Here is a 15,031-nt window from a genome sequence, read left to right as displayed (position 1 = left end):
TTTATTCCTCTTTCAGAAATTGTTTGATTTCTTCGGTGTATATTTGTATTTCATAAGAATACCTGTCGTACATTTCGTTAAGTTCCTTGTATCGTTGAATGGTTTTTTCTTTATTTACCAAAGTTTCTTTTAATATATAAGGATAGGTCGATTTGATTTCTTGAATTTGCGAGTTTAGTTTGTCAACTAATTTGGTAAGCCTTTGTTTTTCTTCAAGGGAATTTTCGACTGTGACTGATTTGTCCTCCAATGATATTTCTATCATTTGTAATTCAAGCAAGTTCCCATTTTCGTAGCATTCTACAACCTTGTTGAAAAGTTCCTTTTCGTATTCTGTGACATTTGGATTCATGTCCGGGTGTAGTTTTTTAATTAGTTTTCTGTAGAGCGATTTTAGTTCCTTATCTTCTTCAACGGATAATCGCGGTAACCCTTGGCGAATTTTCGCATCTTCGATTTCTCCAAGCTTAGCGTTAAGTATCTTGTAGAATTCCTCCATTTCTTTCTCAAGTTGTTCTTCAATCGTATCCAAATCGATAGGCTCGTTGTGATTGCGAGAAGTTATAATTAATTCCAGCTTTCTTTTCAGCCTGCGATACTCACATTCCGCTTCATAGACCTTGTATTCAAGCTTTCCGAATTCCAGAACGTATTCAGCTTCAATATTCTTGCATTCATGAAACAACAAATTATCGCGTTCAAGTAAAAGCATCGACACTGACACTCTGAGCTTGTCAATCTCATCGTCGTATTTATCATTGTAATCCACCTTAACGATTTTTTTAATCATAGCCTTCTCCCCCGATAATTTCTTTAGTTTATTTTACCACAATATTGAGACTTTTGGAGTGTGGTGTAAAATGTTGTAAGTGTTTTGATAGTGTTTGAAAAAAGTATACGTCGTGCGACTCTGATTTTCGTAAACAAACCAAAAACATCGTAAATAAGCGAATCATTCGGAAAAAATTGGAATAAATTCTAGCGAAATGAAACGTAAAAAAAATTGTGCTGTCTGAGCCGAAGGCGAGTTCACAATTTTAGTTTCATAAGCGATGAATTTATCAATTTTTGTAGATAGATGAGCGTTTTACGAGTTTTTGTGTTTCCCTGTCCCTGTACGATGTATGTGTGGTGCGAAACCCCATCTCCCCTTTTTATAGAATTGAAAAAAGTAGAATACCATCTTTGCTTAGAATTCCGTTAGCATTGAAATAAACAAAAAGATCGTAGCTGAATGAGTCATCTGGAGAAAATTGTGCAAAATTCAATCGAAAAAATCCGGCTAAAATTTGACCGCGTAAGCGAAGCGTGCTTCAAATTTTAGGATTTTGAGATTAGAATTTTTCAATTTTTGTAAGCTAGACGAATGTGCTACGAAAACGGGGAAGAAAAAAGTAGATGGAGAATGTTTGCTGAATAATTTAGCATTAAAACAAACCAAAAACATCGTAAATAAGCGAATCATTAGGAAAAAATTGAAATAAATTCTAGCGAAATGAAACGTTAAAAAATCGCACTGTTTAAGCGTCAGCGAGTTTGCGATTTTAGTTTCATAAGCGATGAATTTATCAATTTTTGTAGACAGATGAGCGTTTTACGAGTTTTTGTGTTTCCCTGTCACTGTGTGATGTATACGTCCTGCGAAACCCAATCTCCCCTTTTTATAGAATTAAAAAAAGTAGATTACCATCTTTGCTTAGAATTCCGTTAGCATTGAAATAAACAAAAAAGATCGTAGCTAAATGAGTCATCTGGAGAAAATTGTGCAAAATTCAATCGAAAAAATCCGGCTAAAATTTGACCGCGTAAGCGTAGCGTGCTTCAAATTTTAGGATTTTGAGATTAGAATTTTCCAATTTTTGTAAGCCAGACGAATGTGCTACGAAAACGGGGAAGAAAAAAGTAGATGGAGAATGTTTGCTGAATAATTTAGCATTGAAACAAACCAAAAACATCGTAAATAAGTGAATCATTCGGAAAAAATTGAAATAAATTCTAGCGAAATGAAACGTAAAAAAATTGTGATATCTGAGCCGAAGGCGAGTTCACAATTTTAGTTTCATAAGCGATGAATTTATCAATTTTTGTAGACAGATGAGCGTTTTACGAGTTTTTGTGTTTCCTGTCCCTGTGTGATGTATACGTCCTGCGAAACCCCCTCTCCCCTTTTTATAGAATTGAAAAAAGTAGATTACCATGTTTGCTAAGAATATCATATGGAGAAAATTTTGTTGATTTCATATCGAAAAAATCCGTCCAAAATTTGACCGCGTAAGCGAAGCGTGCTTCAAATTTTAGGATTTTGAGATATAGAAATCACAAATTTTCGTAATCTAGATATTCGTGCAAGCATGGTTTTCTACTTTCCATTTTACTTTAATCTACTGATTTTAATGCTTCAAGCATATCTACTTTTTTCAATTTGTGGTTGACTATTACTCCCAACGCGTAAAGTATAACAATTACTAAAATTACCGGTAGGATATATACCCACACTTCGATGTTTGGGTTGAAGAATATTTCCGCTGGGGCTACTTTATCGAGAATTACTTTGTGAAGTATTTTCCCACCAAATATTCCAGCGATTATTCCAATAATCGACAAGCAGATTGTTTCACGATAGATGTACATGGTTACTTCATTGTTGAAAAATCCCAATACTTTTATCGTGGATAATTCTCTGATTCTTTCTGCTACGTTGATGTTGGTCAAGTTATACAGAATTACTATTGCAAGTAATAGCGACATTATAGTTAGCACTGTCATTACTTTCGTGAGCGAGTTGGTCATCGATTCAACTTGGATGATGACGTTGGTGTTTTGTGATACGGCTTTGATTCCGTTTGACGCCATGAATTTCGCTGTAACCTTCTCTACGTTTGTCTTGGATTTATCTTTGAGGGCAATGAAGTAGCTGTTGTTTGTCGGTTTATCATTTGTAATTTTCGCAAAATAATCATCACTCATGAAGATAAAATGTCCAGCGTACATTTTGGTGATTTGTGCGATTTTGAATTTTCTATCTTGGTTTGCAACTTTTAGCGTTATGGTGTCGCCTATATTCACTTTCATTAAATAGGCTAGTTTCTGCGATATAACTATGCCGTCATTCGTTATTTTGAGTGCGTCTTCGGAGTTTTTGTGTTCCAAATTTATATATGGCGAAAATGTGTCGGCGTGTGTGACAAGCATGGTTAGTGTTTGTTCGTCTTCAATTCCAGGGATGTTTTTCGTTATATCTTCAAAGTGAATCGGAATGTAGCCTTGAATATCATCTGATTTTAATAATTGATCGATCTTTGCTTGTTCTTTTTCTGTTACGAAATCTTTCTTAGCGACTACTGCATCGTATTGGATGATTTGTCCGTATTGTTTGGTTTGGATGCCTTTGATTGATGATGAGATTCCTAGTCCTGCAAATAATAGTGCGACAGACCCTGCAACTCCAAATATCGTCATGAACATTCTTTGCTTGTATCTGAAGATATTTCTTGCTGTGACTTTTTGCGTGAATGTCATTCTGCTCCACAAAGGCGTGATTCTTTCCATGAAAATCTTGGAGCCTTTTGTCGGTGGTTTCGGCAATAAAAGTTGTGCCGCTGTTTCACGAAGTTCCTTGATTGAGATGTAAACTGCTGGCAGTACGCTGCAAATTATTGCGAATAGCACTGATAGTCCGAGTATTTTGAATGAAAAATAGTACTTGACTGGTGGTATGGTCATATTTGCCAAAAGCGACGTGCACAAAATGTACGGAAGTACGTACGTTCCAAGTAGTGTTCCCAAAATCGTGCCCAACCCTCCAGAGATAAGTCCGTATAACACGAATTTCTTGATGACATCAGTATCATTGTAGCCCAATGCCTTCAGAATTCCTGCATTGTTTCGTTCTTCTTGGACAAATCTCGTCATTGTCGTGACTGTTACTAGCGCTGCGACAAGATACAAGACTACTGGGAATAAGTTACTTACTTTCGTAATTCCCGATGATGTCGTTTCGACCATTTTGATTCCGTCGCCACCCGGCATTGTCCTTCTCGTGTATGTCGAATATTCTGGCAACGATAATCCGTCGATTTCTATTTGTGCGTCGTGGATTTTGGATTCTGCGTCTTGGATTTTGTCGTCGGCTTTTTTCTTTTCATTTTCAAATTCTTTTTTGTTGTCGTCGAGTTCTTTTTGTGACGAGGAAATTTTGTTAAGTCCTTCTTGGATTTGTCTTTTTGATGAATTCAGCTGTGCTATTCCGTTTTGGTATTTTGTTTTGGATGCGTTAAGCTGATTGCGTCCAGAGTCATACTTCGCAACAGAATTTTGATAGAGCTTTTTCTTTTCGGATAGTTTTCGTTGTGCTGTGTCAAATTCATCAATTTTTTTCTTTCCAGATTTGTATTGTTGAATTCCCTGATTGTACTTCGCCAATCCTTGGTTATACTGAGCTTCGGATTGTTGTATCATTTTTGATTGTTCTGCGATTGAACTTTCAGCTTGTTGGATTTCTAGAACAACCTCAGGATTTATTCCCTGTTTTTTGAGTTCTGCTTTCTTTTGTTCAAGGTTTTGTTTTGCTTGTTGTAGCTTTGCTTTTCCTTGTTGGATTTGTGCGTTTGATGAATCAAGCTTTGCTTTTGTAGCATCAAGGGTTGTTTTTGATTGTGATAACTTCTTTCTGTTTGATTCGACTTCTTTTTTCTTAGAATCCAATTGTTTTTGTCCGTTGTCAAGCTGAACTTTCGCATCGTCCAATTGTTTCTTGGTTGCTTGAAGACGGCTTTCTGCTGATTCGATTTGGTATTTTGAATTCTTGATTACGGACTCCTTGTCTGCGATTTGTTTTTGTGCCGATACTAGCTTTGCTTTTTCGTCGTCTATTTTCTTTTGTCCGTCGGATAATTTCTTCTCTGCATCGGATATTTCTTTTTTTGAATCTTCGATTTTCTTCTTGGATTTTGTGATTTTGTCATTCGCCTTGGATTTGATTTCTTCGAGTCGTTGTTTGCCGTTATCTTTCAGGATTTCATCGAGTTGTTTCTGATGTTTGTCGACTTTTCTGATGTATTCAGAGTCTGTATAATTAAGCCCACGCACATCGTGAAAGCGTGCACGTGCAATCGTGTAGACATCAGTGTCGAAGTTGTCTTCTGTTACAACTGCGTAACCTTCCAAGTTTCCAGATCCAGCAGAAGAATTTCCCAAAGCGGTCTTGGAGACAATTTCTGTAGAATTGACAAATCCCGTTACTGTGAATTCTTCTTTTTTCAAAATCTTACTGTCTTCGTCTTTTTCTTTGAATTTTATTTTATCTCCGATTTTGTATTTGGATTTGTATTGATCGGTAAGTGCTATGTCTCCTATTTTTTGTGGGAATTTGCCACTTACTAGCTCAAACTTAGATATGTTTTTCGTATTAGAAAATATTCTAAACGATGTTGGAGTGTCATCTATCGTCGCATCTGAAAAATATCCGTACTCAACGTCTGCGATATTTTTGATTTGGTCTATCTCCTTCGCATCATTTGTCGTGATTCCGTAATCGCTGATGACATTGACATCGGACAAATTATAATCTTCGTAGTATTTGTTAGCCGATTTGTCGATATCGGGGCCTGTGACTTTGAGCGCGACAAGTGTCATGGATCCAAGCATCATCAACAACATTATCGACAAAAATCGTCCCTTAGATTCTATAAACGATTTAAAAATCGTCTTGTTTAATGTTTTTTTCTTCATTTTAGTATTCCAACGTTTCTATGTTTTGTGGATTTGCATTCATTACAACATCACGAATTTTCGAGTCGTGCATATGAATAACTCTGTCTGCAATCGGCGCCAACGCTTGGTTGTGCGTAACGATAACAACAGTCGCCCCTTCTTTTCTAACCATATCTTGCAAGATTTTCAAAACTTGCTTGCCTGTATGATAATCCAGAGCCCCTGTGGGTTCGTCACACAAAAGTAGCTTAGGATTTTTCGCAACTGCACGTGCGATTGCGACACGTTGTTGCTCTCCTCCGGATAATTGTGCTGGAAAGTTGTCGATTCTTTCTCCAAGTCCAACTGATTGTAAGACTTCTGTTGCATCAAGCGCATCTTTTACGATTTCAGATGCTAGCTCCACGTTTTCTTTGGCAGTTAGATTGGGAACAAGATTGTAGAATTGGAACACAAATCCTACGTCATTTCTTCTGTAATTTGTGAGTTCTTTTTCGTTGAATGTGCTGATGTCCTTGCCATCTATGATGACATTTCCTTCGTCGTTTGTATCCATTCCACCGAGAATATTTAAGACGGTTGATTTGCCCGCTCCTGATGAGCCGAGAATAATCGCCAATTCTCCTTTTTTTATTTCAAACGATATGTCATTGTTTGCAATTATTTCAGATTGTCCTGATTTATAGCGTTTGTAGCTGTTTCTCATTTCAATGTATGCCATGTGTCACCTCTTATATGAACAATGTGTTGATTTATCTTATAAATTATTTTATATTAAAAGTAGAATTGTAACAAAACAATAGTGAACAGTTTGTTGATTTAAGGAGATTTTATGATTAGAGAAACAGATACCAGGGACAAATTAAAAAAAGCGTTGACGATTTTGTTGAACGAAAAAAGTTTGAACGATATTTCCGTGAGCGAATTGACGAAAGAGGCTAGCATCAACCGTGGAACTTTTTATTTGCACTACGATGATAAAATGGATTTGGTGAATAATTTGGTGGAGGAAATCTTCGAAGAATTAAAGGAGATTTTGACGTCGGAAAAAGTCGGCAGTAAATATTCTTACGATATCATCAAAAAAGTTATCGATTATGTAAAGGATGATTTCGATTTTATTTACGCGTTGACGATGAACAGCTACAATTACATCAACGATACGTTGAGAAAGTTTTTGTTGGCGTTGATTGATACTCTTCCTGAATTAAAATATTCTATTGAGAACCATCCGTTTTTGCCGAAAGATTATTCGACGGAGGTTTTTTTGTCGTTGAATTCGGGAATTATTTTACATTGGATTAGAAAAGGTGGCGTGGAAAGTACGGAAGAATTGGCAAATTATTTTTACCAAGTTAGCAATTTAAAAACGACTTAGTCATCAATGTGACTGAGTCGTTTTGCGATTTAAATAAATGTTACTGTTTCTGACAAATCTTTTCTTTTGTCGTGAAGTGGATTGATTTCAGAATCTTCAGCAGGATATCCTAAATCAAGCATCATTAGGACTTCTTCTTTTGCTGGAAGGCGGAACTTCTTGTGAGTGATATCTGGATCCAAGAAATTAATCCAACAACTTTCCAATCCTTGGTTTTTCGCAGCTAACATCAAATGAGTAGCAACGATAGATGCATCTTCTATTCCAGAATCTCTTCTATCACCAGGATATGTAAACACGTTTGTCTTGTCAAAAGTTACAAGCAAAACTGTACTTGCGCCATATCTACAAGGTGTCACTTCGTCGACTTTCTTCAAATTTTTTTCTGATTGTATTACATAAATGTGATGTTCTTGCAAGTTTTTCGCTGTTGGAGCTAGTCTTCCAGCTTCCAAAATCTTGTCCAGTTTTTCCTTTTCTACCTTTTTGTCGCTATATTTTTTGCAAGAATATCGATTTTTGATTACTTCTCCAAAATCCATATTATTCCTCCCATAATTTTCAAAATATAATACTAATATATCACATTTAGAGGAATTTGTAATATTTTGACAAGAAAAAACCAGTACACATTTTCACGCGTACTGGAATATCCTATTAATTACTTTTGTTGAATAAAGTTGTTGAAAACTTCTGTCAATTTTTGTTTTACATCTTCTGGGATTTGACCTTCTGATTCTTCAACTTTTTTGTAAAGATCAGGGTGTTGTTCTTTTACTTTGTTTACAATTTCTGATAGTGCACCACCTTGTAAAAATCCCGGTAATTTGTTCTTCAATTCTTCTGGAATTAAATCCATTATTTTTTGTTCTGCGTTTGCCATTTTGTGTCCTTTCTTAAGTTGAAATTATTTCGACGTTCCTACGATACATTTATACCCATTTTTTCAAAATAAAAAAGGTCCAACCAAAATTGATTGAACCTTGTTGTATTATAATTTAACTACGTTAACTGCTCTGTCGCCTTTTTCAGAAGCTTCAACATCGTAGGAAACTTTTTGTCCTTCTTCCAATGTTCTGAATCCTTCTTGTTGGATTGCGCTTTGGTGAACAAAAATGTCCTTGTTGTCTTCTCCTGTTATAAATCCGAATCCTTTAGTAGAATTAAACCATTTAACTGTTCCGTTACTCATAATATCCTCCTTGTTATTCCGTAGAATAACTGTACCACTGTACAATTTTATTTTTTGTGATAACTAATTAATTTAAGAGAATAAAATATTTTACAAAACTTTGATTCACTACCTTAATTACTTACTACTTTTTCAGTATACAACTTAAAAGTTATACTGTCAAGCATTTTTAATTAATAGTTTTTGTGTTTTATAAGTTTATTTTTTCATTTCTTTATGTTTTGCAGTCACAGATGTGACTTTTAATTTAAAAACTCTAGTTCTCGGGATTGCCTTGGGATTGAATTCGAAATGTTCCATGTGATATTTGTCCGTCATCACAGTTAGTGCTTTGAATTTTTCTTGCTGATCTGTCACATATTCGACTACACCCTTGCCCATTATGCTCGAATAATTCATCGTGCAGTATCCTATTTCTCTATTGGAATACAAATCGTGACCTGTATCCATCTCAAAAGAAGCCTTGTTGTTCTTGTCGATTAGTTCGTATTTGTAGCCTTCCAACGCTCCATGAAAATACAAAACCAATTCATTGTCAATCACTTCATACCCAAAATTAAGCGGCAAAATATATGGATAACCCTCATCATCCACAAGCCCAAGCCTACAGACATCGCACTGATCAATTATCTTCAATTGTTCATCAAAACTTGTAATTTCACGATCTTTTCTTCGCATTTTATCTCCTTTTCTTTAACGATTTTAGATATTGTTTTTGTGCCGGTGTTATTCTGAAACTTTCCCTCGCTTTTTGAATGGTTTTATTGTGTGTCCAACTCTCCAGCAAATTATCTTCCAGCACGAATATAACATCGTCCCATTGTTTTGCCAATGCTGTCGCAAAAAACCACGCAATCATCATATTTACATAGTATTCTTCGCTTCTGATATCAGAAGCTATTTTCAAATACTCTACCTTGAACTCATCATCCAAGAAATATTTCATCAAAAGACAAATAGCCACTCTAATGGTGTAAGGGTGTGATGATTGTGCCCACAATTTTATTTTTCCGATTAATTTGTCGGTATTTTTGGTGAAAATTTTTGGCGAAATACAGTCGCACACTGCCCAATTATCGACAAACGGAAGAAATCTCTCCAAGTGATTGACACAATCGTCGTAACTTTTCATATTAGAAACCAAAATAGAATGAAGCATATTTTCTTCGTAATATGTGTGTGGCAAATCTTCCATGAAAATTTGTGCCTGTTTTTCATCAATTTTCTTCGCTAATTTTCTCAAATCAGGCATTCTAACTCCAATTATCGTTGACTTGTCGATATTAGGAATTAGTTTTGCTTGGAAATCACGATATTTAAAATCTTGTAGAGATTTTAGTTCATTAATTATTTCCATTTTTATTTCCAATCAAAGTATAAATCTTATAACCAACGCTTACAGTCATCAAAATTCCAAACACAAAAAGCTTTGTCCCAACGGATGGATTTCCTTCTTTGAAATATCCGTAACCTGCCCAGTATAGCAAAAACGTTACGAGTACAGCGATTATCCAGAAAATTCCCACAATTATTTTGTAGACTTTATTGAGCGTAGGGTTGTTTTTTCTATTTCTGAAGATTCTTTCGAATAGAGCGATTAATGCCACAACTATCAGCACGTAAATTATATTGTAAACAAATTTATTCATGATATCATCCTTTGCGTAAAATTCTATGTACAGGCATTTATGTTTATATTATAATATGAATGGTGATTAAATGAAATACGTGTTTTTGTTGAGTAGCAAGGCCGGAGCAGGCTCATTCTCAGAATTAGAGCACTCAATTGTGAAGTGTTACTCAAGCAATAATTTGAAATATACAATAATAAAAACAGAACACAAAAACCACGCTTGTGAAATCGTTCAAAAATATTGCGATTGTTCGGACGTCGTTTTGTATGTGTGTTCAGGAGATGGAACATTAAACGAAGTAATAAATAAAATGAAAGAAATCAACGCAAAGTTCAGTGTGGGACTTATTCCATCGGGAACAGCGAATGATTTCTCTAAGAATTTCGATTATTCAAACTTCAAAATCGAAAACACAATCAAACCCTTTATCGACGATATCGATCTAATCAAAGTCAACGGAAGATATTGTGTGAACGTGCTAAGTTTCGGTTTTGATACAGTGATTTTAAATTCTGCATATAATTTGTTGAAGAAAAACCCAAAACTCAGGGCAAATGCATATCCTCTTGCCGTTTTTCAAAATATATTTAAAATCCCAAAATACAAGCTGGAATCTAGTACAAGTAACGGACAAAACGGAGATGTGAATTTGAAAGGATATTATCTTTTAGGTGCCATTTGCAATGGTGGTTTCTACGGAGGAGGGTTCAATCCTTCACCATATGCGAATTTGACCGATGGAGTGTTGGAAATGTGCTTGGCAGAAACAATGCCATTGTACAAGATAATTCCTTTGATTTTTAAATACAAAAAAGGTGCTCATTTATCACATCCTCTTATTCATTTTCAAAAATTGACTAAAGGAAGTATCAAATTCGAAAAAGAATTAATGGTCAATGTCGATGGAGAAATCTTCACGACAGATTCCTTGGATTTTGAAGTGTTAGCGAAATCTTTGCGATTCGCTAAAGTTTGTGATTATAGGAAGAAATAAAATTTTGTCACGGATATGATACAATATCCGTGACAAAGGAGAATTTTAAATTACTCATTAAAAAATCAGAGCTTTTTAATCAGCTCTGATTTTGTGTGTTATTTGCTATTTACTAGCTTTTTCCAATTCTAATACTACTGAATTTGGAATAGATTTTTCCCCACCAACTATGATTAAGTAGTCGATTGTTTTCTTAACGTATTCTTTTACTTCTTTTGAAGCTCCGTTTTTGCTAACTAATAATATTGGTGAATCGTGACTTGCAGCTACTGGTGATGTTACCAATGCATCTGCGAATACTTCGCCACCTGCAACAAAGGATTGTCTTCAAATACTTTCCTCCGTTTTTTTTTGACTTTCGCAAATTTATAATTGCAAAAATCTTTTGTTATCTATCTTGTATTCCTTATATATATTTTTTGCAATGTTTTTTCTCACATCTTTTTTGTCTATTCTTTTTACAGTTTTCAACAAAAAACTTCCAAGATTATTACAATCCCAGAAGTTATCCCCTATATTTTTACTTATTCTAATTATTTAACGTCGTAGTCGAATTCATTTATCGATCTTTTGCTGTCTATGTTTTTTTCTTTAAGAAATTCCATTTCTTTCAATCCTTTAGATTTTGCGACAACTGATTTAGGAAATGACACGATTTCTTGATTTATTATGCTGATATTGTTATTAACGATTCTTTTCGCGGCTGCTAATTGTTCATTTTCGTCGCTAATTTCATCTTGGAGATTGATGAATTCTTGTGATGATTTAAGGTCCGGATAGCTTTCAGCAAGTGCAAATATTTTGCTGATTTCTTTGTCTTGGTTTTGTATTGCAGTGTTGAATTCTTTGATATTTGCATTTTGTCGAAGTTTAATTACATCCGAAAAAGTTGAGCTTTCATGTTTTGCGTATGATTTGGCAACTTTTATCATTTCACAAATTGTGTCGTATCTTTTTGCTAATGCAATGTCCACGTTTTTCTTGGATTCGTCTATTACGACTTTGTATCGGTTAAATCTATTCGATGTTTTTACCCACCAAATTAATACTATAAAAATGATTAATGCAATTATTCCAATTGCTGTGAATTCCGAATTTAAAAATCTGTCCATAATTTCTCCTTATAATTTTTCACCTATTATATCTATTAGAGAGTAAAATCCTGATAATTTTTCTCTAACTTTTTCGTATTCTGCTGAAAGCGACAATTCATCAACTTGTTTTTTCGTTTGTGGTAATGTAAATAAAAACTCATTTGATTCGAATGATACGGAGATGTATTGTTCATTCATGTATAAGCACACTCTCATTTTCTCTTTCCAATCGTTCAATAACTCTATAATTTTAGGATCTAGAATTAGTCTTGTGTAGAAATCATCTGTTGAATATATTGCGTATGAGTTGTTAAATTCAATGGATTCCGTCTCAATTCCTTTTTCTATTTTTGTTTTCTTGCCGTAGTTTCCATGATTTCTAAGTCCAAGTACTTTACCTTTTTTTATGGGAACTACTCTTATGTGTCCATTTATTTTAGTGTCAAATTTGGCCATCAAAACCTGTCCACAAAAATCGATAATTCGTCGTGTGTGTCCTTCGCTATCTTCAGTTTCTGTGTATGCTTGCATATTAGAAAACTCTGTTTTGTAATCATCACCAAATACTATGTGGCAGTTTCCAAAATAATACTGAGAATCAGGAACCAGCCTTTTCATTACTTTCACATCAATTTTCTTAGAATAATCAATTGTTGTATCCGGCAAGATTTCATTCAACACTGGTAATAGGAAATTATCAATATAGGATTTTGCAAGTTCATTTCTTCGTTGTTTTGAATATTTGTTCCAAAAATACACTATAGCAGCCATTACAAGAAGCGAATAAATATCTAGCATCGCTCTTAATGCAATAAATCCGAATATGGCACCTATAACTAATACAAATGGATTAATGATGTTATTCTTCATTCCATTTTTTACTGAATGTAGTTTTGATTGCATTTGTGGAGAATTTTCTATTTGTTTAATTCGTTTTACGATTTCGGGATTGGTGAATTTATCCCTGTATTTTTTCCTCACTGCTTTTCCTTTCACTCACTTTAATTGCACGTGTATTTATTTATATTTATACCCGATTATTCGTGAAAAATAAGCTATTTATACTATTTTTTGATATTTTTACAAATATTTTACACGTATTTATTATTTCTATGATGCTTGTGTTCAATCATATAAGTAGTAAAGCTATGACAACCTGGAGGTATATATGAATAATGTAATTTTGTTGGTCGAAAATTTAAAATCATGGTACGAAGAAGGTAATCTGGTTTTAAAGGATGTCAGTTTTCATATAAACAATAATGAAAATGTGGCATTAGTTGGTTCAAATGGCTCTGGAAAGACAACTCTAATAAAAACTTTAATGGATATTCATCCTAAGTTTAGTGTAAAAAATATGAAATTCATGGACAAGGGTTCTGATTTTTCTGATGAAAATTTTAAATTAAATAGGATAGCAGTGTTTACAGAAGATAATTCATTTAAGTATTGGACTTTTGAAGAATACAACAACTTCTTGCACAAATCATATAACAGAAATTTTGATAAAAGCTATGAAGAGTACATGATTGAGGAATTTAATTTCAAAAAGTACTTGAAAAAACCTTGCAAGGACTTGTCTACGGGAAATAAGAAGAAGTTTTTTATTATTGCTGCTATGTCACTGAAGCTTCCTTTAGTTTTATTAGATGAGCCGGTCGACGGGTTAGATTTTGAATCTACAAGTTTCTTATATAAATTAATTAAAGAATACAAAAAGTATGGATCAGTGTTTATGTCATCTCATATTTTGGAAAGTATTAATGAGTCTTGTGATCAGCTTGTTTTATTGAAAGACGGATATTTGTCAGAAAAGAAAGAGTTAGACGGACGTTTAAACATGGAAGATATTATGAAGGTTTTTAAAGGTGAAGAAGATGACTAAGGTGTTTCTTAAAGATATGCTCGATAGAAAAACTATCAGAAATTATCTTCTAACTTGTGTTTTGTTTTTTACTGGTGTGAGTTATTTAATGGATAAACAACCTGGATTTTTGAGTGTGAATATTAATATAAATTTCTTATACTTCATTTTCTTGGCACTACTCAGTACGACTTATTTTTTTGTAAAATCTTTCTCAAATTCCGATAATATTTTGCTTTACTATGCACTTCCTTTTAGTAGAGAAAAAATAAATATCGGGTTTTTATCAGCACTCATTGTTGACACGATTATTAGAAAAATGTCGATAATATTTATATTTTTATTTTTGATGAAATCAAATGTTTACAACTACTGTTTCATATTCATAATAGGCTTAATCGTTTGTAATATGGCTTTTGTATGCAATTCTACTAATATCCTTAAATCAGAAAAGACAATATTTGTCATCGTATCGCTGTTAATTATTGCAAGCATTTATTTTCTTGATAAAAATTTTGGATTAGAGCTCATATCAATTGCCATACTTTTAATAGAAGCTATAATTTATTGTGTAATTTCATACTTTGTTTTATTTAAGAAAATCATTGTAAACAGCAATGATTCAAATGTAATTGGTAATACTAATATTTCAAATTATTTCTTGAAGTTCATTTTTGCAGAGAAAATATATTGGGTGAATACTCTAGCCATTTTGTCGATGATGATTTTAGTTTCATTATTAATGCCAAAACCTATAAACATTCCTCTCGCTTTGGCTGTAGCTACGATAAATTCTCCATTATTGACAATTTTTTCAACAGAAAAAGGTCTTAAATATTATGCAAAAATGTTACCTAGTAAATTCGTTAGCCTTTCTTCAGAATACCTAAAGGTTTTATCGATTTATTTTGCGATTGCTAATTTACTTGTACTAGCCGTGAATTACAAGGATTTGAGCATTAAATTAGTTACTCTAATTATTATCGCATGTCTGATCGATATCATAGGCTCATTCATTTTAGAAAATAAATTTAATATACAAAACCAAAAAACTAATATGGATATTTGGAAACATCCTAGAAAATATATCTTATCTATTATAGTGTTCATTGTAAGTTTTATTGGATTCGTAATAATTTAAAATGGCACCTTCTAAGGAGCCA

At 33.7% G+C, this 15,031-nt stretch carries 15 protein-coding genes and 1 pseudogene; 4 read left to right on the top strand and 12 right to left on the bottom strand.

The annotated features are described in order from the left end of the window. Position 1 precedes the first annotated feature (1 nt). The 3 genes from ABDJ34_RS05945 to ABDJ34_RS05935 form a co-directional block, all read right to left on the bottom strand. A complete protein-coding gene (locus ABDJ34_RS05945) occupies positions 2 to 790 on the bottom strand; it encodes a DnaJ domain-containing protein (RefSeq protein WP_412701700.1) in 789 nt (262 codons plus the stop codon). Positions 791 to 2,376: 1,586 nt separating this feature from the next. After that, positions 2,377 to 5,730, bottom strand: a complete 3,354-nt coding sequence (locus ABDJ34_RS05940) for an FtsX-like permease family protein (RefSeq protein ID WP_412701699.1) — start codon at positions 5,728 to 5,730, stop codon at positions 2,377 to 2,379. Position 5,731: 1 nt separating this feature from the next. Continuing rightward, positions 5,732 to 6,433, bottom strand: coding sequence for an ABC transporter ATP-binding protein (locus tag ABDJ34_RS05935; RefSeq protein WP_412701698.1), 702 nt, complete (start codon positions 6,431 to 6,433; stop codon positions 5,732 to 5,734). Between the two features lie 111 nt (positions 6,434 to 6,544). On the opposite strand from ABDJ34_RS05935, the gene ABDJ34_RS05930 reads away from it, so the two are divergent. After that, a complete protein-coding gene (locus ABDJ34_RS05930; protein WP_412701697.1) occupies positions 6,545 to 7,090 on the top strand; it encodes a TetR/AcrR family transcriptional regulator in 546 nt (181 codons plus the stop codon). A 29-nt stretch (positions 7,091 to 7,119) separates the two neighbouring features. Here the strand turns inward: ABDJ34_RS05930 and ABDJ34_RS05925 are convergent, their stop codons facing one another. From ABDJ34_RS05925 to ABDJ34_RS05900, 6 genes are all read right to left on the bottom strand, one after another. Continuing rightward, positions 7,120 to 7,632, bottom strand: coding sequence for a nitroreductase family protein (locus ABDJ34_RS05925; RefSeq protein ID WP_412701696.1), 513 nt, complete (start codon positions 7,630 to 7,632; stop codon positions 7,120 to 7,122). A 119-nt stretch (positions 7,633 to 7,751) separates the two neighbouring features. Then, positions 7,752 to 7,973: a hypothetical protein gene (locus tag ABDJ34_RS05920; protein WP_412701695.1), complete on the bottom strand. Its 222-nt coding sequence runs from the start codon at positions 7,971 to 7,973 to the stop codon at positions 7,752 to 7,754. Positions 7,974 to 8,081: 108 nt separating this feature from the next. Next, positions 8,082 to 8,282 (bottom strand): cold-shock protein, encoded by a 201-nt coding sequence (locus ABDJ34_RS05915; protein ID WP_035108999.1) that lies wholly within the window; start codon positions 8,280 to 8,282, stop codon positions 8,082 to 8,084. A 198-nt stretch (positions 8,283 to 8,480) separates the two neighbouring features. Beyond that, positions 8,481 to 8,960, bottom strand: a complete 480-nt coding sequence (locus ABDJ34_RS05910; RefSeq protein WP_412701694.1) for a pyridoxamine 5'-phosphate oxidase family protein — start codon at positions 8,958 to 8,960, stop codon at positions 8,481 to 8,483. Position 8,961: 1 nt separating this feature from the next. Next, positions 8,962 to 9,639, bottom strand: coding sequence for a DNA alkylation repair protein (locus ABDJ34_RS05905; protein WP_412701693.1), 678 nt, complete (start codon positions 9,637 to 9,639; stop codon positions 8,962 to 8,964). Continuing rightward, complete coding sequence (locus tag ABDJ34_RS05900) at positions 9,626 to 9,931, bottom strand: hypothetical protein (protein WP_412701692.1); 306 nt, start codon at positions 9,929 to 9,931, stop codon at positions 9,626 to 9,628. Before ABDJ34_RS05900 ends, ABDJ34_RS05905 begins: the two co-directional genes overlap by 14 nt. 70 nt (positions 9,932 to 10,001) lie before the next feature. Between ABDJ34_RS05900 and ABDJ34_RS05895 the strand changes: the two genes are divergently transcribed. Next, positions 10,002 to 10,910, top strand: a complete 909-nt coding sequence (locus ABDJ34_RS05895; protein WP_412701691.1) for a diacylglycerol/lipid kinase family protein — start codon at positions 10,002 to 10,004, stop codon at positions 10,908 to 10,910. 105 nt (positions 10,911 to 11,015) lie between these two features. Here the strand turns inward: ABDJ34_RS05895 and ABDJ34_RS05890 are convergent. The 3 genes and pseudogenes from ABDJ34_RS05890 to ABDJ34_RS05880 all read right to left on the bottom strand — a co-directional run. Continuing rightward, positions 11,016 to 11,213: pseudogene (locus tag ABDJ34_RS05890) on the bottom strand (cell wall-binding repeat-containing protein); the annotation flags it as partial. Positions 11,214 to 11,443: 230 nt separating this feature from the next. Continuing rightward, positions 11,444 to 12,022, bottom strand: a complete 579-nt coding sequence (locus ABDJ34_RS05885; RefSeq protein WP_412701690.1) for a LemA family protein — start codon at positions 12,020 to 12,022, stop codon at positions 11,444 to 11,446. Positions 12,023 to 12,031: 9 nt separating this feature from the next. Beyond that, positions 12,032 to 12,985: a DUF3137 domain-containing protein gene (locus tag ABDJ34_RS05880; RefSeq protein ID WP_412701689.1), complete on the bottom strand. Its 954-nt coding sequence runs from the start codon at positions 12,983 to 12,985 to the stop codon at positions 12,032 to 12,034. Positions 12,986 to 13,172: 187 nt separating this feature from the next. Between ABDJ34_RS05880 and ABDJ34_RS05875 the strand changes: the two genes are divergently transcribed. After that, the gene (locus ABDJ34_RS05875) at positions 13,173 to 13,889 is read left to right on the top strand and encodes an ATP-binding cassette domain-containing protein (protein WP_412701688.1); all 717 of its coding nucleotides are present in this window, start codon (positions 13,173 to 13,175) and stop codon (positions 13,887 to 13,889) included. Next, on the top strand, positions 13,882 to 15,009 hold the full coding sequence (locus ABDJ34_RS05870) for a hypothetical protein (RefSeq protein ID WP_412701687.1): 1,128 nt from the start codon (positions 13,882 to 13,884) through the stop codon (positions 15,007 to 15,009). The genes ABDJ34_RS05875 and ABDJ34_RS05870 overlap by 8 nt, the downstream gene beginning before the upstream one ends. The last annotated feature ends 22 nt before the right edge of the window (positions 15,010 to 15,031 follow it).

The sequence above is a fragment of the Finegoldia dalianensis genome, from assembly GCF_046255015.1.
GTDB classification, from domain to species: Bacteria; Bacillota; Clostridia; order Tissierellales; family Peptoniphilaceae; genus Finegoldia; species Finegoldia magna.
This window is presented reverse-complemented; position numbering and strand designations above follow the sequence as displayed.